We start from the raw sequence: 24,326 nt of genomic DNA, 5'->3' as shown, positions 1-24,326 counted from the left end.
CTATCTATTTTGTTGATTTATATAATTCGAAAGATTGCATTAAAGCTTCAAAAAACAATTCTGCTTGTTTTTCATAGCCTAGTTTAGAGTAATGAACTTTATCCTTTGCTAATAAACCCATTCGTGTATTTAATTGAATATTTTTATTTCCTCCAAAAATAGCTAACAAATCCCAAACCGCATACTGACTTTCTTGCGCTTGATTACGAATAGTTTGACTATACGATTCGATATAACTATTTTGCTCTTTTCTATGCAATAATGACGGCGGAGGTGTTGTAACAAGAATAGCTGCGTTAGGCAATTGATTCTTTATAGCGTTTAGCATAGTTTGAAGTTGATTCATATAAACTAGCGCCTCTTGCCTATCAAAACTTTCATTCGTTCCTAATGAAATAATAACTAAATCGGCTTCTAAGACTGGTAATTGCTCAAAAAACATAGGGAATTTATTGTAATCACTACATTTTGCGCCATTTACACCAATACCACTATAAATCACTCCTGCAGCATCGTTTTCCAATACAATTCCATTTAAAGCAAAATCTAATTTACCCTCATTTGGAATTAGAGTAACTTGATCTAAAGGTTTTGACGCCTTATATTGATAGCCAATAAACGCTGACTCTAGAGCAACTGGAACATATGACGTTTTAACAATCGATTGAGGTTTAGTTTGTTTTGAAGGTATAGTTAATAGTTTTCCATCTCTAATAAAATCATTCTTAAGACTATTAGCTTTTTTTAATTGCTTTAATGTAACACCATATTTTTCAGCAATACTGCCCAATACTTCGCCTGACTTCACTTGATGTGTGATTTTTTTGGGTACAGCAATTGTAATTAGTTCTTTTTTTTCTTCAAATGAAAGGGAGAATAAATTTTGATTTTGAGGGGTAATAAGTTGCACTTTTGTAAAGTAGTATTGTGGATCTTTTACTTGCAACTGAATAGCAAAATTTGAAGATTTTGATTGTAACGCAATTCCACTAAGTCCAACTGGTTTAGAGGTATCCGCGAATAAATTTCTTACCGCAGTAAACGAAACTCCTGAAGCATGATAACGAATTGGCGCACTATTATTCGTATTAGCTACACTATAGGGAAATGTAAATCCAAAACCAGCATTACCAAAAATACTTTGCATTCTTTTTCGCATCATAGCTGTAAATAAATCGGCCTGAATGTGCGAATCACCCAGATGAACTATACGTACTTTTTTACGTTTATTTTGCTGTAAATCAAGTAGTTTTTGAAAAAAAATTTCCAATGCAGTTTCATTTAAAACAACATTGTTAAAAGGTTCAAAATTAGACACATCTAACGGAAAATCAATGCTGTCACTTGACACAATCACAGAATCTTTGGCAACCCGAATTGAGTCCAATATTTGTTTTGTAGAATCAACTTGACCTTGCGCAGTAAGTATACCGCTTAGTACCACTATATAAACTAGCCATTTATTCATTAATAGTATCTTTTGGTAATGAAGAATTTGTAGGTTGTGCCTCATTAGATACAGGTGCATTATTTCGGCTTAAAATAGCTTTAGATCTCAGTTTTTTATACTCTTGATAGCCAGCATTTAATTGATTGTAAATCATACCTGCCACTTGTTTAGCACCTCTATGATTAAAATGCGTATAATCTTTATTAGCTCTTGCAGGAACATCTTCTACCCATTGTACCATAGAACCATCACCACCCATAAGTGTATACAGATTTATGAAACCTGTTTCTGCTTGAACCGCATAACGTTTTTGAGCGCTTGAAAGTGGCACAACTGCAGAATCTGTTTTCATTTCTAAATCATATTTTGTCGATTTATCTGCTGTAGAAATAATTAAAATGGCAGCTCCAGGAAAACATTCTTTCAAATGCGCGACCACTGTTTTCATTTTTCTTTCGTACCAAGAATAATTTAATGAGCCATAATTTAAAACATTGGTTCCAAACTGAAGTATAATTAAATCGTAACCCAATTTTTGTTGGAACGCATTCATTAAATCTTTATTTAAATTTCCGAGTGGCAGACCTGAATTGCCTCTTGATGAAAAATTATCTACATGAATACCTTTGCCATTATCAAAATTAAAGCCATAAAAAGGAATAGAATCAGCTTTAGAAAAATTAATTTTTAATGAATTAACTGAAGGGGCTACTTGCAACGTATTTAATATTGCTCTTGGACTCAGCTTTTTAAAGATTGTATCTTTACCGTTTTTATAAAAAATACTTGCATTTTTTTGTGGTGACTTACCATAAAACAATGTCGGATTAGATAAGGTAGTCAAATATTTTTTGCCCGATGCTTTATATTTTACCCAAGTAGCGTGTGCTGTATCTTTTGCAAAAAACACATGTCCGTTGACCCCAAAAGAACGGCTTGGGGACTTTACTTTTAAATAAGATTGTGTTTTCCAATTAGGCGAAAACTCATGAACAATTGTTCCTCTTGAGCCTGCCGATTCAGAAGTGACATTTACAAAGCCAACTCCTTCACCTCCAAATTTATCCTGAAACATAGTTCGTACATCTTGTACAATCAAGTCTCCATCTGTCATAGAATCCCCAAAATAAGCAATACGTGCTTTCCCTTGTTTTTTGGTTTCTAATTGATATAATTTTTCAAAAAACGGGATTAAATATTGATACCCTTTAAAATTTTCAAATTTTTCATCAGGAAATTTAACCCCTAATGGATTGGAATTGAATTTTATGGTTGTATTAGAAAGCGTATCTTTTTCTTCTCCTTGATTAGCCTCAGAAACCGCTTCAAGTAATAAACTATCTACTACTACATTTTTTCCGTCTAATTTTGAATCGGGAAATATTTTTTTGGGTAAAAATGATTTAAACCCAATAAATGAAGCAATAGCTACTAAAACTATTAGCCAAGATTGAAAAAAATAGGATTTATTCGTATTGTTCATTATTTTAATTATTCAAAATATAGAAATTTGAGATTTTACACCTTAAGTTTATACGCTTAATTCAAAATTCTAAGATTATTTTACATTCGCTCAGGCACTTCAATACCTAATAAACGAAATGCGTTTTTAATTGTTTGCCCCACTAGATTTGCTAATTGTACTCTAAAAATTTTTTTATTCTCATCATCTTCACCTAAAATTGAAACGTTTTGGTAAAACGAATTAAATTCTTTTACTAAGTCGTAAGTATAATTTGCTACTAAAGCTGGGCTGTGTTGAACCGCTGCTTGTTGAATCGTTTCGGGGAAAAATTCTAATTGCTTAATTAGCTCTTTTTCTTTTTCATGCAATTCAACGGAATCAATAACAACCGTTTTATATTCAAAAGTAGCTTTTCTCAAAATAGATTGAATACGAGCATAAGTATATTGAATAAATGGCCCTGTGTTTCCATTAAAATCAACAGATTCTTCAGGATTGAATAGCATTTGTTTTTTAGGGTCTACTTTTAACATATAATATTTAAGTGCACCCAATCCTATTGTTTTATATAATGCTTTTTTATCTTGTTCTGAATATCCGTCTAATTTTCCTAATTCTTCAGAAATTGCTTGTGCTGTAGCAGTCATCTCATGCATTAAATCATCTGCATCAACAACTGTACCTTCTCTAGATTTCATTTTTCCTGAAGGTAATTCTACCATTCCATAAGATAAATGATATAAATGTTGGGCCCAATCAAATCCTAATTTTTTCAAGATTAAGAATAATACTTTAAAATGATAATCTTGTTCATTACCAACAGTATATACCATTCCTCCAACATCTGGATAATCTTTAACACGTTGTATAGCCGTTCCAATATCTTGTGTCATATACACTGAGGTTCCGTCTGAACGAAGGACAATTTTACGATCCAAACCATCAGCCGTTAAATCAATCCAAACGGATCCATCTGGATCTTTTTCAAATATTCCTTTTTCAAGTCCAAATTGAACAACTTCCTTTCCAAGCAAATACGTATTCGATTCGTAATAGTAGCTATCAAAATCTACACCTAAATTTTTATAAGTTTCAGCAAATCCATCATAAACCCATTGGTTCATCGTTTTCCAAAGCGCAATTACTTCAGGTTTTCCCTTTTCCCAGTCTAAAAGCATTTGTTGTGCTTCTAAAATAGAAGGTGCTAGCTTTTTTGATTCTTCTTCTGTTTTACCTTGTGTAATTAATTCTGAAATTTCTTTTTTATATTGTTTGTCAAATTCCACATAGAAGTTTCCTACCAGCTTATCTCCTTTTAAGCCTGTTGACTCAGGGGTTTGACCATTACCAAATTTTTGCCAAGCCAACATTGACTTACAAATATGGATTCCTCTATCGTTAATGATTTGCGTTTTATACACTTTTTTTCCAGCTGCTTTCAATATTTCAGCAACCGAATAACCTAATAAATTATTTCGAATATGACCTAAATGCAAGGGTTTATTTGTGTTTGGCGAAGAATATTCTACCATAACGGCCTTTTCATTTGCTTTTGGCGCTACAAAACCAAATGTTTCGTCGTTTTTAATTGTTTGTAAAAAAGACACATAATAATCATCTGCAATTACTAAATTTAAAAAACCTGCAACCACATTAAATTTAGCTACTTGAGAAACATTTTCAACTAGATAAGTCCCTATTTTTGTTCCTATTTCAGCTGGATTTCCTTTTAGCATTTTTACTAAAGGAAAAACTACCATAGTAACATCGCCTTCAAAATCTTTCCTCGTAGCCTGAAATTCAACTTTATCAATAGATAAATAAAACAGTTCTTGAACTGCTTTTTGAATTTGTGGAGTAAGAATTTGGTGTAGGGTCATAGTCTCATTTTTTAAACGTGCAAAGATACATATTTTGATGATTACTTAAATTGTTTTGTAACAAAAAAGAGAAATATATGTCTAACCAATGTGAATTTTATAAAAGCAAAACATTTTAAACATCAATTATGAAAATTAAATTAGTAGTATTTGCCCTCTTTTTAACTATTAGCAACTTGTTTGCCCAAGAAAAATCAGGAAGTGTTACAGGCAAAATTATTGATAGTAAAACCAAAGAAGGTATTGGTTTTTCTACAGTAAAAATTAAAAATGCAACTCAAATTATTGCTAGCGCAATGACTAAAGAAGATGGAAGTTTTTCGTTTTCAAACTTAGAATTAAAACCTTATGTACTAGAAATCAATTTTGTAGGGTATAAAAAATATGTAGAAAATATTGAATTAAGCGCAACAAAGAAAACGGCTTCTATTGGGACGATTACGTTAGAAAGCGAGTCAAAAGAAATTGAAGGGGTAACTATTGTAAAAGAGCGCTCCACAATAGAACAAAAAGCAGACAGAAAAGTAGTAAATGTGGGGAAAGATTTAATTGCTTCTGGAGCTACAGCATCAGAGATTTTTAATAATATTCCAACGGTAAGCATTGACCCACAAACAAAAGAACTAAGTTTACGTGGCAATAGTAATGTACGTGTATTTGTAGATGGTAAACCTACAAATATTGATGCTACACAATTATTGCAGCAAATTCCTTCTGCATCAATCAAGCAAGTAGAGCTTATTACTAATCCTTCTGCAAAATACAATCCAGATGGTAATAGTGGTATCATTAATATAATTTTATATAAAAACTCAAGAACTGGTTTTAATGGTAGTTTAACCTCAGGTGTAACCTTTGGGGTAACACCAAAAACTAACCAATCTCTAAATTTAAATTATAAAGTAGGTAAAGTGAATTTTTATTCTAACTATGGATTTAATCACGGGAAAAACAGAAATTATGGGTATGTAAATAGTGAAAGACCTTCTTTAGAAAACTATCAAAGTTTTGGTTTTACTAATGTAAACACTTCACATTTATTAAAATTAGGTGCTGATTATTACATCAATGACAACAACACATTATCTTTTTTTACTAATTTAAATTTCTTTGACGGAAAAGGAGATTCTAATACCATTGTAGATTATTTTAATAACACAAGTAATACAGATGTATATCAAAAAAACTGGAACAATAGTGGTAATTTTACATACACCTATGACTTAAATTTCAAACATAATTTTAAGAAAAAAGGAGAAACAATTGAATTTCAAGCTAATCATTCTGTAACAGACAATTCGGATTTATCTCATTTTTTAGACAATTCTGTTTCAAGTACAAATGATATTTCTGGGAAAACATCATATAGTCAATTTAATATTGATTATGTAAATCCATTATCTGAAACTTCAAAATTAGAATTAGGATATGAAAGTAGAATTCAAGGAGGTAAAAACAATTTCATCGATTTTTCTAACACCTATTCTGATTTAAACACGTTTGACTTTAATAGAAACATTCATGCTATTTATGCTAATTTCAGTGAATCATTCGGGAAATTTAATGCACAAGTTGGTGCTAGAGCAGAGCAATATGATTTGTTTGCACATCCTGTAAAAATTTCATCAAATAGTGCAAATAACCAAAATGCAGATATAAAAGATGCTATTTTTACCATTTATCCTTCTGCTTATTTAACGTATAAAATGGATGATAACAATACATTCAATTTAAATTATACGAGAAGAGTTGACAGGCCAAGTAACGGACAAATAAACCCTATTAGAGAATGGCGTACACCTCAAATGGAATCTAGAGGAAATCCTGCATTAGAACCTCAATTTACAAATTCATTTGAAGTAAATTATACTAAAAATACAAAAATAGGTTCTATAACTTCAGCTGTTTTTTATAGAATGATTAATGCTGAAATTTCAAGAGTTATCTATTCAGATGCTACGAATCCAAATTACAACATTTTATCTTTTGATAATTTTAAGAACAATCATTCGGTTGGTGCAGAGATTAGTGCCAATCTTCGTTTAACTAAGTGGTGGTTTACCAATGCGAGTGCAGATGTTTACTTTAAAACAGTTCGCGGAACAGTAACTAATCTTACTACAAATTTACCTGAAAACGGAGAAGTAAACGTAACAACTTTTAATACTAGATTAAACAATACGTTTTCAGCAACTAAAAATCTTAAATTCAACTTATTTGGAATGTATAGAGGTAGAGATTTAAGTTTACAATATGCCAGAACTCCTATGTATAGAATTGATTTTGGGGCAAATTATACCATTTTAAAAGGAAAAGGAACTCTTTCTGCTCGATTAAATGACATGTTTAACATGATGCATTTTGGATTTGACGGAAACATCCCTTATAAGCAAGTTGGAGAATTTCATTGGGAAAGCAGAACATTTTATTTAGGTTTCAATTACAATTTTGGAGGCGGAAAAAATAAAGAATTGCAACGCAAACAAAGAGATAAAAACGAAACACAAAGTGGCGGAATGTTTTAATTTTAGTAATTAGTCGTTAGTGATTAGTAAATAGCAAAAACGCTCTGAAAATTCAGAGCGTTTTTTATCTATATTCTGTTTATACTTTTTCAATTTGGTATTACCATCTAATAATCACACTTCCCCAAGTAAATCCAGAACCAAAAGCAGCTAAAACCACCAAATCTCCCGATTTAATTTTTCCTTGTTCCCAAGCGAAAGAATCCGTGATCTAGCGGGGTTTATCACTAAATCTGAAACATTACGACATTACCTAATATTTTGATTCAATACTGTATTCATTTGGTTTTATTTCAAAAAAATTTCTTTCAATCCGAAGTGTGTCTTCTGTTATATTGCCATCTTTAGAAATGGAAATCTTTGATGTACCCCTAAATCTATATCTTATTGTATCATTTGGCGAGGTAAACGTCCTTTCTCCTCCAACAAAGCTAGAATAAAAAACCCCATTTCTATAAACAGATTTTTTAAAATCAAAATCTTCACCATCTCCACTTATGTATGCCAATTCATAAAAATCCTTGACTTTATTATCAATCAGAGATAAAAGAAAGAAAGCTTTTGAGTAATCATATGAATAAAACATTACATAAGTGTTTTTATTGATTTTAGAATAATAATAAATATCATAAAAATTAAAAGCTTTTTTTAAAACCTTGTATAAACCAACACTATCATTTACCTTAAAATCAGATAGTTTATTTTCATTTCTTGACAAACTATCAATAACAGATATGTTTAAAAGAATAGGGGGTTTATCACAAATAAATTTCAAATCATCATTTTTATTGTAGTTAAATTTCTTACAAGAAAACAATAGAGTAGTTAAAACGATAATTATAATATAATTTTTCATATATAGTTATTTATTAAAGCAGGCAACTACCTCGCTATATGTTTCGTGCACCAAAGGTTAAACATTACCTTTTTATTGTCTTTTTAATAATTACTAACACACTCTTCTAGTTCTTTTTTTATTAATCTACTTTCTTTAAAAAATGAAAAATCATTTATTAGTTTATAGTAATCATATTTTTCATCTGCTAAATCGATACACATAGACTGAACTAAAACAACTAAAACTTTATCTTTTATCTGATCTTTTTCTGTTTTCAAATAAACTTGAAAATCATTACAATAACTTTTATTATTCAAAAAGTATTGAAATACTAAATATCCAGTGTTTTCAGATAAAGACTCATCGTTATTATTTATAATATAATGACAAAAAAAACGATACTCATTTGTGCTTAATTTAATGTTTTTCTCAAATTTATTGAAAATAGATCTCATATTAATACTGTCTTTATTAACTACTATATGGTTTTCTTCTTCTTTATCTTTCAAACTAACTATAGCTTTATTATCGTTAAGAGAACTATTAACCTCTGTATTTGTTTCTTTTTTACATGAGATTAACAATAAAACACTAAAAAATACTATATAAAACTTATTTTTAATTTCCATTTGTCTTTTAAAATTCTTCTAGATTACTTTTTATCTATATATTTTTTCTCTAAAAATTACCATCTAATTATCACACTTCCCCATGTAAATCCAGAACCAAAAGCAGCCAAAACAACTAAATCACCCGATTTAATTTTCCCTTGTTCCCAAGCTTCTGTTAATGCAATTGGAATTGATGCTGCCGTTGTATTTCCATACTTTTGAATATTATTATAAACTTGGTCGTCGTTTAATCTAAATTTCTGTTGAATGAATTGTGAAATTCTCAAATTCGCCTGATGTGGCACCAACAAATTAATATCAGAAACTTGTAAATTATTAGCTTGTAAACCTTCGTTAATGACTTCGCTAAAACGTACTACTGCATTTTTAAATACAAATTGTCCGTTCATATAAGGAAAATAACTTTCATCATTAGGGTCGTTGTCTCTAATGATATCGGTTACCCAGCGTTTTCCCATTCCTGGTGCAATTAAAGCTAGTTCCTCAGCAAACTGCCCTTCTGAATGTAAGTGTGTTGAGAGTATTCCTTTTGTAACATCTTCTTCTCTTGAAAGCACTGCTGCCCCTGCTCCGTCACCAAAAATTACAGAAACGCCACGACCTCTTGTGGTCATATCTAAACCTGTTGAATGTACTTCTGAACCAATAACTAAAATATGTTTATACATACCTGTTTTGATGTATTGGTCGGCAACAGAAACAGCATAAACAAATCCCGAACATTGATTACGAACATCTAATGCACCAACTGTTCGTAGACCTAATTCCCTTTGTACTAAAACACCTGGACCTGGAAAATAATAATCTGGACTTAACGTTGCAAAAATGACAAAATCAATATCTTCCTTAGCCACACCCGAACGATCAATTGCAATTTTAGCTGCTTTTACACCCATTGAAGTGGTGGTATCTTCTCCTCTAATTACATGGCGGCGTTCTTGAATTCCTGTGCGCTCTTGAATCCATTCGTCATTAGTATCTATAATTTTAGACAAATCATCATTGGTTACTATATTTTCAGGCACATAATAGCCTAAACCAGATATTTTTGAATGATACATATTCTATTTTTTAATTTCTAAATATAACTCACTTTCTATTTGATGCTCTTTTTCATCTTCAAAATAGATGACACTATCTTTATGAGAGCATTCATATAAATAATGACTTCCTTTATAAAAGAAGTTTTTTATAATTACACTCAATCCTGAATTTGATACCACTTGTAATTGATGAGGATATACTAAATGTATTGTTCCATCAATCCTAATTTCGTTTACATCTCCAAAAAGTGAGGCAACATACTTATTTTTAGGGTTTTGAAATAGTTCTTTAGGATTTGTATGTACTACAATTTTACCCTCTTTTAAAACAACTACTTGATCAGAAAAAGATAACACATCATTACTATCATGTGTGGCAACGAGCGTTGTTATTCTTTTATTTTTTAAATAGGCAAAAATCTTTCTTCGTAATGCATTTTTTCTGAAATTATCAATATGACTAAAAGGCTCATCTAAAAGTAATACTTCTGGCTCTTGTGCTAATACTTTTGCTAGAGCAACGCGCTGCATTTGTCCTCCACTTAAAAGTTTTGCCTTTGTATGTTTATATTCGAACATATCAACGAGTTCTAAAAGTTCGTCAATACGTTTTTGTTTTGCTTCAGGATAAAAATTAGATAAAAACTTTCCAACATTTTCTCCAACTGTAACATAAGGCATTAAATCAAAATCTTGTGCCAAATATTTCATAAATGACATTCCAGGTATGAGGTGAAACTTTGGGCCTAAAATTTGTTCATTTTTCCAAAAAATATTACCAGAATCACAATCATACAAGCCATATATTAATTTTAGCAACGTACTTTTTCCGCATCCGCTTTCGCCAATAATTGCCATTTGTTCGCCTTCATTCAAAACAAAATCAATTCCTTTTAAGATAGGCTTATCTTGGTAGGCAAATTCCTGAATAGTGACTTGGAGCATGAAAATATTCTACTTATTATTTACAGTTTTGATATTCTTTTGCAATAGTAATTAAATTTGACTCTATTTTTAAATCAAATTGATTTCCTTTGATATCTGTTGCCAAAGCTTTGCAAGCTTTTAAGTAATCTGCAAGAACAGGATTTAATTCTTCCGTACTTCTTTTATCAATCATTTGCCCTTTATCTTCAGAAGGAATTTTAAACACATATCTTTCTGTTTCAACAGGATCTTGTAGTACCATTATTTTAGTTTCTTTGTGAATTAATTGATAAAAATAAGAATTGTCAAAACTAAAATTTGTCATGTTTTGTAATTTTTTCATAGAATCACCTTTTACTGGCATTCCATAATAAAATATAGGAGCTGCGCCATCGGTTATGCAAAAATATACTTTAGAATTAGCTTTAAATGTTTTTGTACGCTCTTGTTTTTTCTCATTCAAATAAGTTATTGAAACCGTCTTTCCAAATTTATCTGCAGTTTCTTCTGGCAATACTTGGCCCGTTTCATTAATATCTAACATTTGAAAATTAATACTTATGATTCCATCTAATCGCTTACCATCTTCATCAATTAAATAACCATTTCGTTTATAGATATTTACACTTCTCTCTTTTGCTAAATTAACTTTTGCTTGATATAATTTATTTTTTTCATCCCTAACTTGATGTCCTAGTGTATAACCTCTAGCTACTAAGTCACATAAAAATTCATATAAAAAAGTTGAATTAGTATGGCTATACATGCTCTTCGTATAATATTCATAATTTTTACCATCAAAGGTTGAAATGGCGTAATTGTCAAATGATTTTGTAGAAGCTAATGAAGCAACTTGATTTCCATCTAAATCGGTTACATACACATAGGTTGTAGCACCATTACCAACTATATAAGGATTAGCTGTCATTCTACCTACAATCGTCAATTTTCCATTAATATAAAAGGTAATTGATTTATCATTTTGAATTTGTGGATTATACTGACTTTTAACTTGTTGAATTTTTCTTTTTTGTTCATCTGCTTCAAATTTTGATGCAGCAACAATTTTACCATATTTATCGCTTAAACTTTCTCTTGAAGTTTCAAAAAAAGATTGTAATGACTTATCATTTATACCATTTGCGTCAATTAGGTTATATTTAACTGATAAATTGTGTGCGATAATTCTTTTTACATCAAATGCCGTAATTAAAACATCGTGAGGTATTTCTGTTTTTTGCTTACCATCTGCAGAAGTTACTTCTAACCATTGATAAAATTGAGAAGCATTAACGTTTAAACCTTTAAAATCAACTGAAAATTTTTTCTCCCCCGCTAATGTTGCAAAATCATAATGATCTCTGAACGGCTCTGTTATGACAGCAATTTCTGCCTTATCATATAGTATTTTATCTTTTTTAATTTGAATTTTTTGACCGAATGCTGCAATAGAAAATACTAATGCTAAAAATAATTGTCTCATTTAATTTTCTTTTATATTAAGTGGTAAATATATTAAAAATAATACCAATACAAAAAGAGACTTATGAATTTACTTCTAAATGTCAATTTGTCATTTTAATGAGTTTGGTACTTAATTTGACTAAAAGTAGATGTAAAAATAAATTAAAATAGTACAGATATGGCAACAGGAAAAATTAACGTTTCAGTAGAAAACATCTTTCCCCTAATTAAAAAATTCTTGTATAGCGACCACGAAATTTTTCTTCGTGAATTAGTATCCAATGCAACCGACGCTACTTTAAAATTAAAACATTTAACTAGTATTGGTGAAGCCAAAGTAGAATATGGCAATCCAATGATTGAAGTAAAAATTGATAAAGAGGCTAAAAAATTGCATATTCTTGACCAAGGTTTAGGTATGACTGCTGAAGAAGTAGAGAAATACATCAATCAAGTAGCTTTTTCAGGTGCCGAAGAATTTCTGGAAAAATATAAAGATTCTGCCAAAGATTCAGGGATTATTGGTCATTTTGGACTAGGATTTTATTCTGCGTTTATGGTTGCTGAAAAAGTAGAAATCATTACAAAATCTCATAAAAATGAGCCAGCAGCACACTGGATTTGCGACGGAAGTCCTGAATTTACTCTAGAAACTCATTCCAAAACAGAAAGAGGAACAGAAATTATATTACATATTGCTGAAGATTCAGTAGAATTTTTAGAAGAAACCAAAATTCGTGAATTATTGACTAAATACAATAAATTCATGCCTGTACCAATTAAATTTGGAACTAAAAAAGAAGCTTTACCAAAACCAGAAGACGCTGGTGAAGACTACAAAACAGAATACATTGATGTAGATAACATTATCAACAATCCAAATCCTGCTTGGACAAAACAACCGAACGATTTATCAGAAGAAGATTATAAAAATTTTTATCGCGAATTGTATCCAATGCAATTTGACGAGCCTTTATTCAACATACATTTGAATGTAGATTATCCATTTAATCTGACAGGAATTTTATACTTCCCAAAATTAGATAGCAACTTACAAATTCAAAAAGACAAAATTCAATTGTATCAAAATCAAGTGTTTGTAACAGATAATGTTGAAGGTATTGTTCCTGAATTCTTGATGATGTTAAAAGGTGTGGTGGATTCGCCAGACATTCCATTAAACGTATCGCGTTCATACTTACAAGCTGATGGAAATGTTAAGAAAATTTCAAATTATATCACACGTAAAGTTTCTGACAAATTAAAATCTTTATTTAATGAAAATCGTGAAGATTTTGAAAAAAAATGGAATGATATTAAAATTGTTTTAGAATATGGCATGCTTTCTGAACCTAAATTTTATGAAAAAGCAGGCGATTTCGTTTTATATCCAACAACCGATGACAAATATTACACGTTAACGGAATTAAAAGAAGATTTAAAAGACAACCAAACCGATAAAAATGGGAAATTAGTTGTGCTGTATGCTTCTAATAAAGAAACCCAACACAGTTATATTGCAGAAGCAAATGCAAAAGGTTATAAAGTTTTAGTATTGGATTCTCCAATTGTTTCTCATCTAATTCAAAAATTAGAGGCTGATAATGAAAATATAACTTTTGTGCGAGTAGATGCCGATCACATTGATAAATTAATTCAGAAAGAAGATGAAGCTATTTCAAAGTTATCTGACGAAGAAAAAGAGAAATTAAAATTGGCTATTGAAGCCGTAATACCTAAAGAAAACTATACAGTTCAAATGGAAGCTTTAGACAGCAATGCTTCACCATTCATCATTACACAACCAGAATTTATGCGTAGAATGAAAGAAATGAGTGCTACAGGTGGTGGCGGCATGTTTGGCATGGGTAATTTGCCTGATATGTATAATTTAGTAGTTAATACAAACTCTGAATTTGCTACTTCTATTTTAAATAGCAATGAAGATGCCCAAAAAGAATTAGTTAAACAAGCTCTTGATATTGCCAAACTTTCTCAAGGTTTATTAAAAGGAGAAGAATTGACTGCTTTTGTAAAAAGAAGTTTTGATACGTTGAAGTAATCTAAATTTTCATTCTGAATTTATTTCAGAGTCAAATTAATCCTGTCAGATTTTTGAAGCCTGTCAGGATTTTTTTTTATTACAAAGCTCAATATTTTGTAAATTTGAACCACAAAATAATCTTACATGAACTTATCTTTAGAAACTCCTGCCTTACTTTTTTCAGCCACTTCATTAATTTTATTAGCTTATACAAATCGTTTTTTAACGATTGCACAAATTGTTCGTGGGTTGAAGAAAAATTATGATGACCATAAAAATAAAAGCATTCTTTTAGAAATAAAGAATTTGAATTTAAGGATAACATTAATACGTTATATGCAACTCTTTGGTGTTTTAAGTTTATTTTTATCCGTTTTTGCCATGTTGCTCTTATATTTAAATAAATCCAGCTTTGGTATCTATACATTTGGGGCAAGTCTTTTGTCATTATTGCTTTCTTTAGGTATATCTTTTTGGGAAGTTAGTATATCAGTCACGGCACTTCGTATTCATTTAAAAGATTTAGAAGAATCTACTAATTTATAATCAAATAATATATTGGCATTCCAATCGTAATGTTAATTGGAAAAGTAATCGCCAAAGCCATGGGAATAAACAAACCTGGATTTGCCTTTGGAACAGCAATTTTCATTGCAGCTGGAACAGCTATATAAGAAGCACTTGCCGCTAAAACTGCAAGCATAAAACGATCTCCTGTTGAAGCTAAAAACCATTGTGTAACATAAGCAACTACACAACCATTTAGTAATGGTATAAGTATTGAAAAAATCAATGTGAATTTTCCGTTTTTTATTAAATCTCCAATTTTTTTACCACTAATTATTCCCATGTCTAACAGAAATAATGCGAGAAAACCTTTAAAAATATCTGTTGTAAAAGGTTTAATACCCATAGCTTCTTTTTCATTTGCAAAAAACCCAATTGCTAAACTGCCTAGTATTAAAAAAACACTTCCATTTGTAACAGCATGTTTGATAACTGAACCAAAACTTAAGACCACGTTCTGCTCTTTGGCATACAATTTTATTAATAAAACTCCTATTATTATTGCAGGTGCTTCCATTAAGGCCATAACAGCTACCATATGACCTCCAAAAGTTTCTTTGTGTGCTTCCAAAAAAGATACTGCAGTAACAAATGTAACAGCACTAACCGAACCATATGACGCTGCTATGGCTCCAGAATTTTCTATATTTAATTTTTGTTTTAAGATAAAAAAAGTATATAACGGAATTACTACAGCAATTAAAAATCCTAAAATTATAGCCCAAATAATTTCCAAATTAAATGTACTATGAGCCAATTCTTGACCACCTTTAAATCCAATTGAAAATAATAAGTATAATGAAATAAACTTCGATGAATTTTCAGGAATTTTTAAATCACTTTTAAATCTTACTGATAACAATCCTAAAACAAAAAATAATAAAGCAGGATTTGTAAGGTTTTCTACTAATAAATTTAAATTCATAATAAAATAGTTTTAATTTGATGCTTGTTCTAATCTTTCATTAATTAATGTAGCAAATTCTGAATTAATTGAAATTTTAACTGCCACTATCAAATCGAGTTTTGCTTGATCTAGTTCGAATAGATAAGTGTATAAATTTTTAATAGCTTCCATTTCATTTTCTGTTTCAGAAAGAACTTTAATTTTTCTAAAACCTGATAAAATAGGTCTTTCAGAGAATGTCAAAAGACCTACATATTTACTCATATCTTCTGGTGATAATTCTGATAATTCTTTAACTAATTTTAATGGTGTTAAAGGCGAATAATGTTTTTTATACATTCCAGGCATGTGTATAGATTTTGGCAAATGATGAAAAACTTTACCTACTAATTGCTCTATTCTATCAATTGAAATTGCTCCTTTTCTGAAGATTATAGGCGTATCTTTATCCATACCTACAATAGTAGATTCTATTCCACAGTTACACTGACCTCCATCTAAAATAGGGAGATCTAAGTTTGAAAAATAATGCGCTACTTGTTCAGCGGTTGTTGGACTAATTTGTTGGAACGGATTTGCGCTTGGCGCTGCGATAGGAAAACCTATTTCTTCAATTAATTTTCGAGTTATTTCATGATTTGGAATACGAACAGCAACAGTTGATTTCCCAGCTGTAATATATTTCGAAACTTTTTCATTACTCGGCAAAACTACGGTTAAAGGTCCGGGCATAAATGTATCGATTAATAATTCAATTTTGGGGTGAATTTCTGTAACTAAATCTCTAATTTGAGATTTATTAGATACATGAACAATCAGAGGGTTTTCGAATGGTCTTTTCTTTATGCTAAATATAGATTTTAGAGCATCATCAGAGAATATTGACCCAGCTAAACCATATACAGTTTCGGTAGGAATAACTACATTTTTTCCATCTCTTAAATACTTTTTGACTAAATTAATGTCTTTAGTTATCATAATAATTTATGGATTACAGAAGGAACAATATTGTGGATCTTCTACTTGTTTCCCATTTGGAAACTTATGTTTTTCTAAAAATAAACATTTAGAACAAGTAGCAATTGTGTATAAAATTGATTGTGTAGGATTTCCACACCAGCTACAAGGCAATCCTTTTTCAAATTTAGTGATATCAAAACCTGGTGTAGAACAATTTGGACAAAATTTATTTAACTTTTCTATTAATTTTTCACCTGCTTGCTCTATCACTTTCATTCGTGATGGATTATGCAAAGCCCTCATATCTGTTTCTACATAAGCATAACCTTGTTGGGATTTAATTTCATTAAAATAAAAAATTAAATCATCAAAATTTCCAATGCCTTTTTTTATATCCGTAAAATCTGTTAGGGATTTTCGGATAATTATTTTATGTGACGGAAAATGAACTTTATCTGCAAAATTTATCAATTCTTCTTGTGTTTTGATAATCATTGACGAAAAATTTGTCTCTATAGAAAAAACTTTTGCTACGACTTCAAGATCATTAGAAAAGTCTATTAACATCAAATATTCTTCATTACAAGGCATAAAACCAATTTGTGGATGGGGGCCAAAAGAACCTTCACTTGAAAGCACTAAGTCTATTCCATATATTTCCCTAGCTCTATTGCACTTATCTCTCAATGTTTCTAATACAGACTTACTCCTATTAATTTCACCAGAAAAAGTTCCAAATATATCGGTATCAATATATGCGACTTCTACTCCTACTCCTAATTTATCTAATAATAATGGCGCTAAAGCATGTTCCTTTCCATGCTTGGTAGCAATAAAAAGTGTTCTATTAATAAATGTTGGATGCATTCAAAAAATTTTTACAAAATAAAGACTTTGTTTTTATAAATTTTTATTTAATTTTGCAATTATAATTATAAATATTATTTATGAATTATACTCTACACCAACTAATTCTTTTTTTAAAAATTACGGAAACAAAAAGCATCACCAGAGCGTCTGAGGAATTAAATTTAACTCAACCTGCTGTTTCAATCCAGTTAAAAAATTTTCAAGATCAGTTTGATATTCCTCTTACTGAAACCATTGGTAGACAAATTTATATAACTGATTTTGGTTATGAAATCGCTGAATCTGCGAAAAAAATTCTTGACGAATTAAAATTAGTCAATTACAAAACCCAAAATTATAAAGGCCTATTAACAGGAGATATAAATATTTCAGTCGTATCTACTGGTAAATATATCATGCCTTATTTTTTGACAGATTTTTTTGAAGAACATCCTCAAATAAATTTCAAACTAGATGTTACAAATAGATTACAAGTGCTTGATGATCTGCAAAAAAATAAAATAGACTTTGCCTTAGTTTCAGTATTACCTGAAAATTTAGATGTAGAAAGCATTGAATTAATGGAAAATAAACTCTATTTTGTTGGTTCTAATTCCATTAAAAAAAATGACCTAAATTTTGATGAATTACAAAATTATAATCTCCTATTTAGAGAACAAGGTTCTGCTACTAGAAAAGCAATGGAGAATTTTCTGAAAAAAAATAAAATATCGCATCAAAAAACAACTGAATTAGCATCTAATGAAGCGATAAAACAAGCCGTAATTGCAAAACTTGGTATTTCAATAATGCCGATTATAGGTCTGAAAAATGAACTTTTAAATAATGAACTTAAAATACTAAATGTCAAAAACTTACCTAGTATATCGACCTGGTATTTAATCCATTTAAAAAACAAAAGTTTATCTCCTGCTGCAGAAGCATACAAACAATTTATTAGCACAAATAAAACTAAGGTAATTCAACAACAATTTCATTGGATTACAAAATTTTAAAATTGATTATGACAAACAATTCACTAGTTAAAGGCGTTACGCTTGTTGGACTTGGCGCAACAAGTTATGGCATGTTGGCTACATTCGTAAAGTTAGCCTATAAAAATGGATATACTACGGCAGAAGTAACTACTTCGCAATTTGTCATAGGTATTATTGGGATAGTACTTATAAACTTGTTTCAAAAAAACAGTGCGAGAAATACATTTAAAGTAGTTTCTAGAAAAAATATTTTTCAATTAATGTTAGCAGGAACTTCTTTAGGGATGACAAGTGTTTTCTATTATTTATGTGTAAAGTACATAAATGTATCTATTGCCATTGTACTGCTTATGCAAACCGTATGGATGGGAGTACTACTTGAATGGATTCTTGATAAAAAAGCACCATCAAGTAAAAAAATACTTGCGGTTAGTATAGTACTTGTTGGAACTATATTGGCAACTAATATAATCTCTAATACAGTACAAATAGATTGGAAAGGTATCCTTTGGGGATTATTAGCGGCAGCATCATTTACAACTACTATGTTTACGGCTAACAAAGTTGCTCTTGAACTTTCATCTGCGCAAAGAAGTTTGTATATGCTTTTAGGTGGTGCTGTTATTGTATTTTTGTTTGCCTTATTTACACAACAAACATCTTTTAACTATTCTATTTTTTTAGAATACGGTCTGTTTTTAGCACTTTTTGGCACCATTATACCTCCACTTTTGATGAATGCTGGTTTTCCATTAACAGGTATAGGACTCGGTAGTATCGTTTCCTCTTTAGAATTACCAGTATCCGTATTAATGGCATTCTTTATATTAAATGAGCAAGTAGTATTTTTACAATGGGTTGGTATTATACTTATATTAATAGCTATTGTATTAATGAATGTTCAAAAAAAATAATTTGTGACTAAAACTATATGGAAACCTTATTTTCATTAGATCCCATACATCTTGATTTACCAGACGCTACCTTTATTTATTATCCTAACTTTTTAAATCAAGAAAAAGCAGACTTGTATTTTGAAAAATTGCTTCAAGAAACGCCTTGGCAACAAGACGATATTACTATTTTTGGAAAGAAAATTGCCCAACCCAGATTAACCGCACTCTATGGAAATTTAGGTAAGCCCTACTCCTATTCAGGTATAACAATGCACCCAATAGCGTGGAGTCCCCTAGTGTGGTTACTAAAAGAAGAAGTGGAAACTATTGCGCAACATTCATTTACTTCAGTTCTTTTAAACTTATATAGAAATGAAAAAGATAGCAATGGGTGGCATGCAGATAACGAAAAAGAGTTAGGCCAGGATCCTATAATAGCATCACTTAGTTTAGGTGAAACCAGAAAATTTCAAATTAAACATACTACAAACAAAAATATAAAATGTGATATATTGCTCGAACATGGCAGTTTATTACTTATGAAAGAAGGTGCTCAAGTACATTACAAACATCAATTACCCAAAGCGACTCAACCTAAAAACACACGAATTAATCTAACTTTTCGAACCGTTTTTTAGACTTATTTTATTTTTGAAAAAAATATATTCATTTTTTATTTTTTTATTTTTTTTTATTAATATTGAACTATATTTAAAATATAACAAATTATAACCAACATTAATTGTGCTTTTCGACTAATGAAAAAAAGTAAAAGAGTAGAACTAAACAACGAAGAAATAGATAGAGTTGTTAGTATGGCTCAAGAGGAAAAAAAACCTTTTGAAGTAATTAAAGAAGAATTTGGAATTTCAGAAAGTGAAGTTACTGAAATTATGCGTAAACGTCTATCTAAAGACAATTTTGAATTGTGGAAAAAGAAAATTGCTGCAGGCAAACCCAAGCCAAAACCACAAAAATTTAATGCCTTTGATGACGATGATGAATTAGACAGCAAGTATTATTTTAAAAATAAATTTGACTAAATAATATAATCCCGAAAATTTCGGGATTTTTTTGTAACAATACCAACCTAATTGCTACTTATGAGTAGTAAACATTTGAAATCAAAAAAATGAAAAAAATTCTTAAATCTTTCGGTTTAGCTTTATTAATTTTAGCTTGTAAACCAACTTTTGCTGCTGAAACACCCAAAAAAACAGTCTCAGTAAGTATTGATTTAGTTAATGTAAAAGAAGACAAAGTACAAGTTACTATTATGCCGCCAACTTTTACAACAGAAACAATAACATTCAACATACCTAAAATAGTCCCAGGCACCTATTCTGAAGATGATTATGGACGATTTGTAGAAAACGTAAAAGCATTTGACAAAAAAGGAAATCCATTAAAAATTGCAAAAATGGATGATAACTCTTATACCATTTCAGATGCTAAAGCACTTGCAAAAATAACCTATTGGGTAAACGACACCTATGACACAGAAGCGGGTGAAGGTTTTGGAAAAGGAGATGATATTTTTTCTCCAGCAGGTACAAACATAATTGCCGGTGAAAATTTTGTTTTAAACACACACGGCTTTGTTGGGTATTTTGATGGACATTTAGAGACACCTTATTCGGTTGAGATTAAACATCCTGCTACATTGTGGGGAGCAACTTCTATGATTGACACAAACGCTAGTAATGAAATTGACCAATTTAACACATCTAGATATGCTGAATTGGTTGACCATCCAATCATGTATTCAAAACCAGATTATACCGCGTTTAATGTAGAGGGCATGGACATTGTAATTAGTGTATATTCTCCAAAAGGCAAGTATAAAGCAGCAGATATTACTCCGGAAATGGAAAACTTTATGCGTGCACAAAAAAGATTTTTAGGCAAATTTAATAGTACAAAAAAATATACTATTTTATTATATTTATCTGATGTAATGGGTAAAGATGCTAAAGGATTTGGTGCTTTAGAACATACTACTTCAACTACAGTAGTTATGCCAGAAATGATGCCGTTAGAAGCACTTAAAGAACAACTAAAAGATGTTGTTTCACATGAGTTTTTTCACATTGTAACGCCATTAAGTGTGCATTCTAGAGAAATTCATTTCTTTGATTATAATAGTCCAAAAATGTCAGAACATTTATGGATGTATGAAGGTATTACAGAATATTTTGCAAATTTATTCCAAATCAATCAAGGACTTATATCTGAAGAAGATTTTTATAAAAGAATGGCAGGAAAAATTGAACAAGCCAACGCAATGAATGACAAAATGAGTTTTACTAAAATGAGTAAAAACGTTTTAAACCCTCCTTATAAAGATCAATACATCAATGTGTATCAAAAAGGGGCATTAATTGCTATGTGCTTAGATATTCAACTTAGAGAATTAAGCGGTGGTAAAAGAGGAATTTTAAGTTTAATGCAAGATTTGTCAAATGAGTTTGGAAGCCAAAAACCATTTAATGATAATGAATTATTTGCCACTATCACAAGAATCACATATCCAGAAATTGGTGCCTTTTTAGAGAAATATGTGGCTGGTGAAACGCCAATTCCTTACGATTTTTACTTTGCTAAAATGGGTGTAAAAAATGCTAAAATTCAAGTACCTGGAAATGCATTCTTGAAAGATGAAAGAACACCTTATATTAGAGTTGACCAAAGCACAAAAGAAATTATAGCATTGCCGATGGTAAATGAAAACAGCTTTATGACCACGTTAGGCATTAAAGGTGAAGATCACATATTAGCCATAAATGGAACAGCTTATAATTTTGATAATATTTATGATTTAATCATGGCTAGTGAAGATTTTAAAGAAGGAGATAACATTACAGTCAAAATTAGTCGAGATGGTAAAGAACAAACCTTAACGGGTAAAATTGTATTACCAAAAACTGAAAAAGACGGATTTATGGCAACTGATAAATCTAAAGAAAATTTGAAAAATGCTTGGTTAAAAGGCTAATTTCGATAATTTAAATAAAATCTAATCCTCAAACAGCTTATTGTTTGAGGATTTTTTTATTACTTTGCACATCAAAATTTAAATGAAAAATGAAAAAAATAGTAGCATTGGCCATTCTTGTTTTAGCATTGGCTTGTTCAAAAGAAAATACTAAAAAAGGGAATTTACATTTAGTTGGAAACATTGATGGATTAAAACAAGGCAAAATATACATTCAACAACTAAAAGATACTTCTTTAATCAATTTAGATACTATTCAATTTGAGGGAAAATCATCATTTGACACCTATTTACAACTCGAAGAACCTCAAATGTTATACATTTTTCTTGACAGAGGACAAACTAAATCTATTGACAATACCTTACAATTTTTTGCAGAACCTGGCGTAATGAAATTTGAAACTACGTTAAAAGAATTTTATGCAAGTGCAAGATTTACAGGTTCTAAAAATCAAAAAGTATACGAAGAATACCAAAAAATTAAAAACAATATTGCTAATGATAAAATAGAATTAGTAGCAAAGGAATTAAAAAATCTTAAAACAAATAACACAAGTATTTCTGAAAAAATAAAAGCTGATAAAGACAAACTTACTATTAGAAAATACTTATACACAGCTAATTTTGCTGTTGTAAATGGAAAAAGCGAAGTAGCTCCTTACTTAGCATTAAGTGAAATTCCAGATGCTAATTTGAAATTATTAGACACCATACAAAAATCTATGAGTCCACAAGTAGCTAAATCTTTATATGGTAAAAGGCTAACCCAGTGGATTAAAGAACGAAGAGAAATTGAAAAATAAAATAATAAACTGCTCCTAATAGGGCAGTTTTTTTATAACCTATGCAAACCTATTACGACCAAACGTTTAGCAAAATAGATTTTGCTATGCAACCCATAGCAAAAGGCATTTATGAAAATTGTATTTTTAATGGATGTCAATTTAACCAAGTTGATATAAGTAAAATAGAATTTTCAAATTGTCAATTTACCGATTGTATATTTACAAGCCCTAACCTATCGTTAACAGCTTTTAAAGAAGTAGTATTTACTTCATGTAAATTAGTTGGGCTTCATTTTGAACATTGCAATACATTTCTATTTGAAGCCGCTTTTGAAAATTGTGCTTTACAATTATGTTCATTTTATAAAATGAAGTTAAAGTATTGTTCTTTTTCGAAAAGTACGTTGCAAGAAATTGATTTTACTGAAAGTGATGTAAGTGGAATTGTTTTTGATTCGTGCGATTTAACCCGAAGTATTTTTGAACAAACGAATTTAGAAAAAACAAATTTTAAAACCGCAACAAACTTTAGTATTAATTTAGCTTCAAATAAAGTAAAAGGAGCAAAATTTAGTGCAGACAACCTAAAAGGACTACTTGAATTCTATAAGATTAGTATAGAATAATAGAAATAAAAAAAGGAAAGTTTTCACTTTCCTTTTTTTGAGCCGATGGAGGGACTCGAACCCACGACCTGCTGATTACAAATCAGCTGCTCTAGCCAGCTGAGCTACACCGGCAACTCAATTATTGTGGTGCAAATATACAGCCCTATTTCAATATTCCAAAAAAATAAAAGTTTTTTTTAAGAACTTTTTTTTAGTTTAATGCATTTACTTTTGCAACAAATTGATTTGCAGCATCTTCAAAATCTTTTTGGATTTGTTTGAAATGTGATTTTTTATTTTCAACCTTTTTTTCACTAATTCTTGTCATTAATGAATCAAAAGTATCCATAATATCATCTAATAATGCATCTGAAGCTTCAGTTGGTTTTCCTGTAGTTGTCATTTCCCAAATGTAAACTATGTTGATGATGTCACCTAATACATAGTTAATCTCTTTTTTCAAGTTTTTAACGCTTGCCATTTTTTTATCTTT

22 protein-coding genes, 1 tRNA gene and 1 pseudogene are annotated in these 24,326 nt (G+C 30.1%); 10 read left to right on the top strand and 14 right to left on the bottom strand.

Translation table 11 applies throughout. The features are described from left to right. Positions 1 to 4: 4 nt before the first annotated feature. The 3 genes from RF683_RS02855 to argS form a co-directional block, all read right to left on the bottom strand. Entirely contained in the window at positions 5 to 1,468 is a 1,464-nt protein-coding gene (locus RF683_RS02855; RefSeq protein WP_309532709.1) for a GDSL-type esterase/lipase family protein, read from the bottom strand. Then, positions 1,461 to 2,933, bottom strand: coding sequence for an SGNH/GDSL hydrolase family protein (locus RF683_RS02850; protein ID WP_309532708.1), 1,473 nt, complete (start codon positions 2,931 to 2,933; stop codon positions 1,461 to 1,463). Before RF683_RS02850 ends, RF683_RS02855 begins: the two co-directional genes overlap by 8 nt. 80 nt (positions 2,934 to 3,013) lie before the next feature. Further along, positions 3,014 to 4,795: an arginine--tRNA ligase gene (gene argS / locus RF683_RS02845; protein ID WP_309532707.1), complete on the bottom strand. Its 1,782-nt coding sequence runs from the start codon at positions 4,793 to 4,795 to the stop codon at positions 3,014 to 3,016. Positions 4,796 to 4,923: 128 nt separating this feature from the next. Between argS and RF683_RS02840 the strand changes: the two genes are divergently transcribed. Further along, complete coding sequence (locus RF683_RS02840) at positions 4,924 to 7,320, top strand: TonB-dependent receptor (RefSeq protein ID WP_309532706.1); 2,397 nt, start codon at positions 4,924 to 4,926, stop codon at positions 7,318 to 7,320. A gap of 100 nt (positions 7,321 to 7,420) precedes the next feature. Here RF683_RS02840 and RF683_RS02835 read toward each other — a convergent pair. From RF683_RS02835 to RF683_RS02810, 6 genes and pseudogenes are all read right to left on the bottom strand, one after another. Beyond that, positions 7,421 to 7,516 (bottom strand): annotated as a pseudogene (locus tag RF683_RS02835) (3-oxoacyl-[acyl-carrier-protein] synthase III C-terminal domain-containing protein); the annotation flags it as partial. 57 nt (positions 7,517 to 7,573) lie between these two features. Then, a complete protein-coding gene (locus tag RF683_RS02830; protein ID WP_309532705.1) occupies positions 7,574 to 8,176 on the bottom strand; it encodes a hypothetical protein in 603 nt (200 codons plus the stop codon). Positions 8,177 to 8,259: 83 nt separating this feature from the next. Beyond that, a complete protein-coding gene (locus RF683_RS02825; RefSeq protein ID WP_309532704.1) occupies positions 8,260 to 8,787 on the bottom strand; it encodes a hypothetical protein in 528 nt (175 codons plus the stop codon). 56 nt (positions 8,788 to 8,843) lie between these two features. Next, a complete protein-coding gene (locus tag RF683_RS02820; protein WP_309532703.1) occupies positions 8,844 to 9,851 on the bottom strand; it encodes a 3-oxoacyl-ACP synthase III family protein in 1,008 nt (335 codons plus the stop codon). Positions 9,852 to 9,854: 3 nt separating this feature from the next. Beyond that, positions 9,855 to 10,778, bottom strand: a complete 924-nt coding sequence (locus RF683_RS02815) for an ABC transporter ATP-binding protein (protein ID WP_309532702.1) — start codon at positions 10,776 to 10,778, stop codon at positions 9,855 to 9,857. Positions 10,779 to 10,794: 16 nt separating this feature from the next. Next, positions 10,795 to 12,243: a hypothetical protein gene (locus tag RF683_RS02810; protein ID WP_309532701.1), complete on the bottom strand. Its 1,449-nt coding sequence runs from the start codon at positions 12,241 to 12,243 to the stop codon at positions 10,795 to 10,797. Between the two features lie 159 nt (positions 12,244 to 12,402). Here RF683_RS02810 and htpG point away from each other — a divergent pair, with 159 nt between their 5' ends. Further along, on the top strand, positions 12,403 to 14,286 hold the full coding sequence (gene htpG / locus RF683_RS02805) for a molecular chaperone HtpG (protein WP_309532700.1): 1,884 nt from the start codon (positions 12,403 to 12,405) through the stop codon (positions 14,284 to 14,286). Between the two features lie 126 nt (positions 14,287 to 14,412). Further along, positions 14,413 to 14,814, top strand: coding sequence for a DUF2721 domain-containing protein (locus RF683_RS02800; protein ID WP_309532699.1), 402 nt, complete (start codon positions 14,413 to 14,415; stop codon positions 14,812 to 14,814). Here RF683_RS02800 and RF683_RS02795 read toward each other — a convergent pair. Genes RF683_RS02795 through RF683_RS02785 form a run of 3 tightly spaced genes read right to left on the bottom strand, consistent with a single transcriptional unit; the run spans position 14,804 to position 17,569 of the window. After that, positions 14,804 to 15,760 carry a sodium-dependent bicarbonate transport family permease gene (locus tag RF683_RS02795; RefSeq protein WP_309532698.1) on the bottom strand — a complete coding sequence of 319 codons (957 nt, stop codon included), beginning with the start codon at positions 15,758 to 15,760 and terminating at the stop codon, positions 14,804 to 14,806. The genes RF683_RS02800 and RF683_RS02795 overlap by 11 nt on opposite strands. Before the next feature lie 12 nt (positions 15,761 to 15,772). After that, complete coding sequence (locus tag RF683_RS02790; protein WP_309532697.1) at positions 15,773 to 16,720, bottom strand: L-threonylcarbamoyladenylate synthase; 948 nt, start codon at positions 16,718 to 16,720, stop codon at positions 15,773 to 15,775. Between the two features lie 6 nt (positions 16,721 to 16,726). Then, positions 16,727 to 17,569, bottom strand: a complete 843-nt coding sequence (locus tag RF683_RS02785) for a DUF6671 family protein (protein WP_309532696.1) — start codon at positions 17,567 to 17,569, stop codon at positions 16,727 to 16,729. Between the two features lie 80 nt (positions 17,570 to 17,649). On the opposite strand from RF683_RS02785, the gene RF683_RS02780 reads away from it, so the two are divergent. The 7 genes from RF683_RS02780 to RF683_RS02750 all read left to right on the top strand — a co-directional run bounded on the left by RF683_RS02780 (position 17,650) and on the right by RF683_RS02750 (position 23,851). Further along, positions 17,650 to 18,567, top strand: a complete 918-nt coding sequence (locus RF683_RS02780; RefSeq protein ID WP_309532695.1) for a LysR family transcriptional regulator — start codon at positions 17,650 to 17,652, stop codon at positions 18,565 to 18,567. An 8-nt stretch (positions 18,568 to 18,575) separates the two neighbouring features. Further along, the gene (locus RF683_RS02775; RefSeq protein ID WP_309532694.1) at positions 18,576 to 19,463 is read left to right on the top strand and encodes an EamA family transporter; all 888 of its coding nucleotides are present in this window, start codon (positions 18,576 to 18,578) and stop codon (positions 19,461 to 19,463) included. Between the two features lie 17 nt (positions 19,464 to 19,480). After that, positions 19,481 to 20,083, top strand: a complete 603-nt coding sequence (locus RF683_RS02770; protein ID WP_309532693.1) for an alpha-ketoglutarate-dependent dioxygenase AlkB family protein — start codon at positions 19,481 to 19,483, stop codon at positions 20,081 to 20,083. A 120-nt stretch (positions 20,084 to 20,203) separates the two neighbouring features. Beyond that, entirely contained in the window at positions 20,204 to 20,488 is a 285-nt protein-coding gene (locus RF683_RS02765; RefSeq protein WP_309532691.1) for a TIGR03643 family protein, read from the top strand. A gap of 89 nt (positions 20,489 to 20,577) precedes the next feature. Then, on the top strand, positions 20,578 to 22,440 hold the full coding sequence (locus RF683_RS02760; protein WP_309532690.1) for a M61 family metallopeptidase: 1,863 nt from the start codon (positions 20,578 to 20,580) through the stop codon (positions 22,438 to 22,440). An 89-nt stretch (positions 22,441 to 22,529) separates the two neighbouring features. Beyond that, complete coding sequence (locus RF683_RS02755) at positions 22,530 to 23,243, top strand: DUF4369 domain-containing protein (protein ID WP_309532689.1); 714 nt, start codon at positions 22,530 to 22,532, stop codon at positions 23,241 to 23,243. Between the two features lie 41 nt (positions 23,244 to 23,284). After that, complete coding sequence (locus RF683_RS02750) at positions 23,285 to 23,851, top strand: pentapeptide repeat-containing protein (RefSeq protein WP_309532688.1); 567 nt, start codon at positions 23,285 to 23,287, stop codon at positions 23,849 to 23,851. Between the two features lie 40 nt (positions 23,852 to 23,891). Here RF683_RS02750 and RF683_RS02745 read toward each other — a convergent pair. After that, positions 23,892 to 23,965 (bottom strand) — tRNA-Thr (locus tag RF683_RS02745). A 79-nt stretch (positions 23,966 to 24,044) separates the two neighbouring features. After that, positions 24,045 to 24,314, bottom strand: coding sequence for a hypothetical protein (locus RF683_RS02740; protein ID WP_309532687.1), 270 nt, complete (start codon positions 24,312 to 24,314; stop codon positions 24,045 to 24,047). Positions 24,315 to 24,326 lie beyond the last annotated feature (12 nt).

The sequence above is a fragment of the Flavobacterium sp. 20NA77.7 genome (assembly GCF_031326205.1).
GTDB lineage: Bacteria > Bacteroidota > Bacteroidia > Flavobacteriales > Flavobacteriaceae > Flavobacterium > Flavobacterium nakdongensis.
Note: the sequence above shows the minus strand (reverse complement) of the source record. Positions and strands in the feature narration are given on the sequence as shown.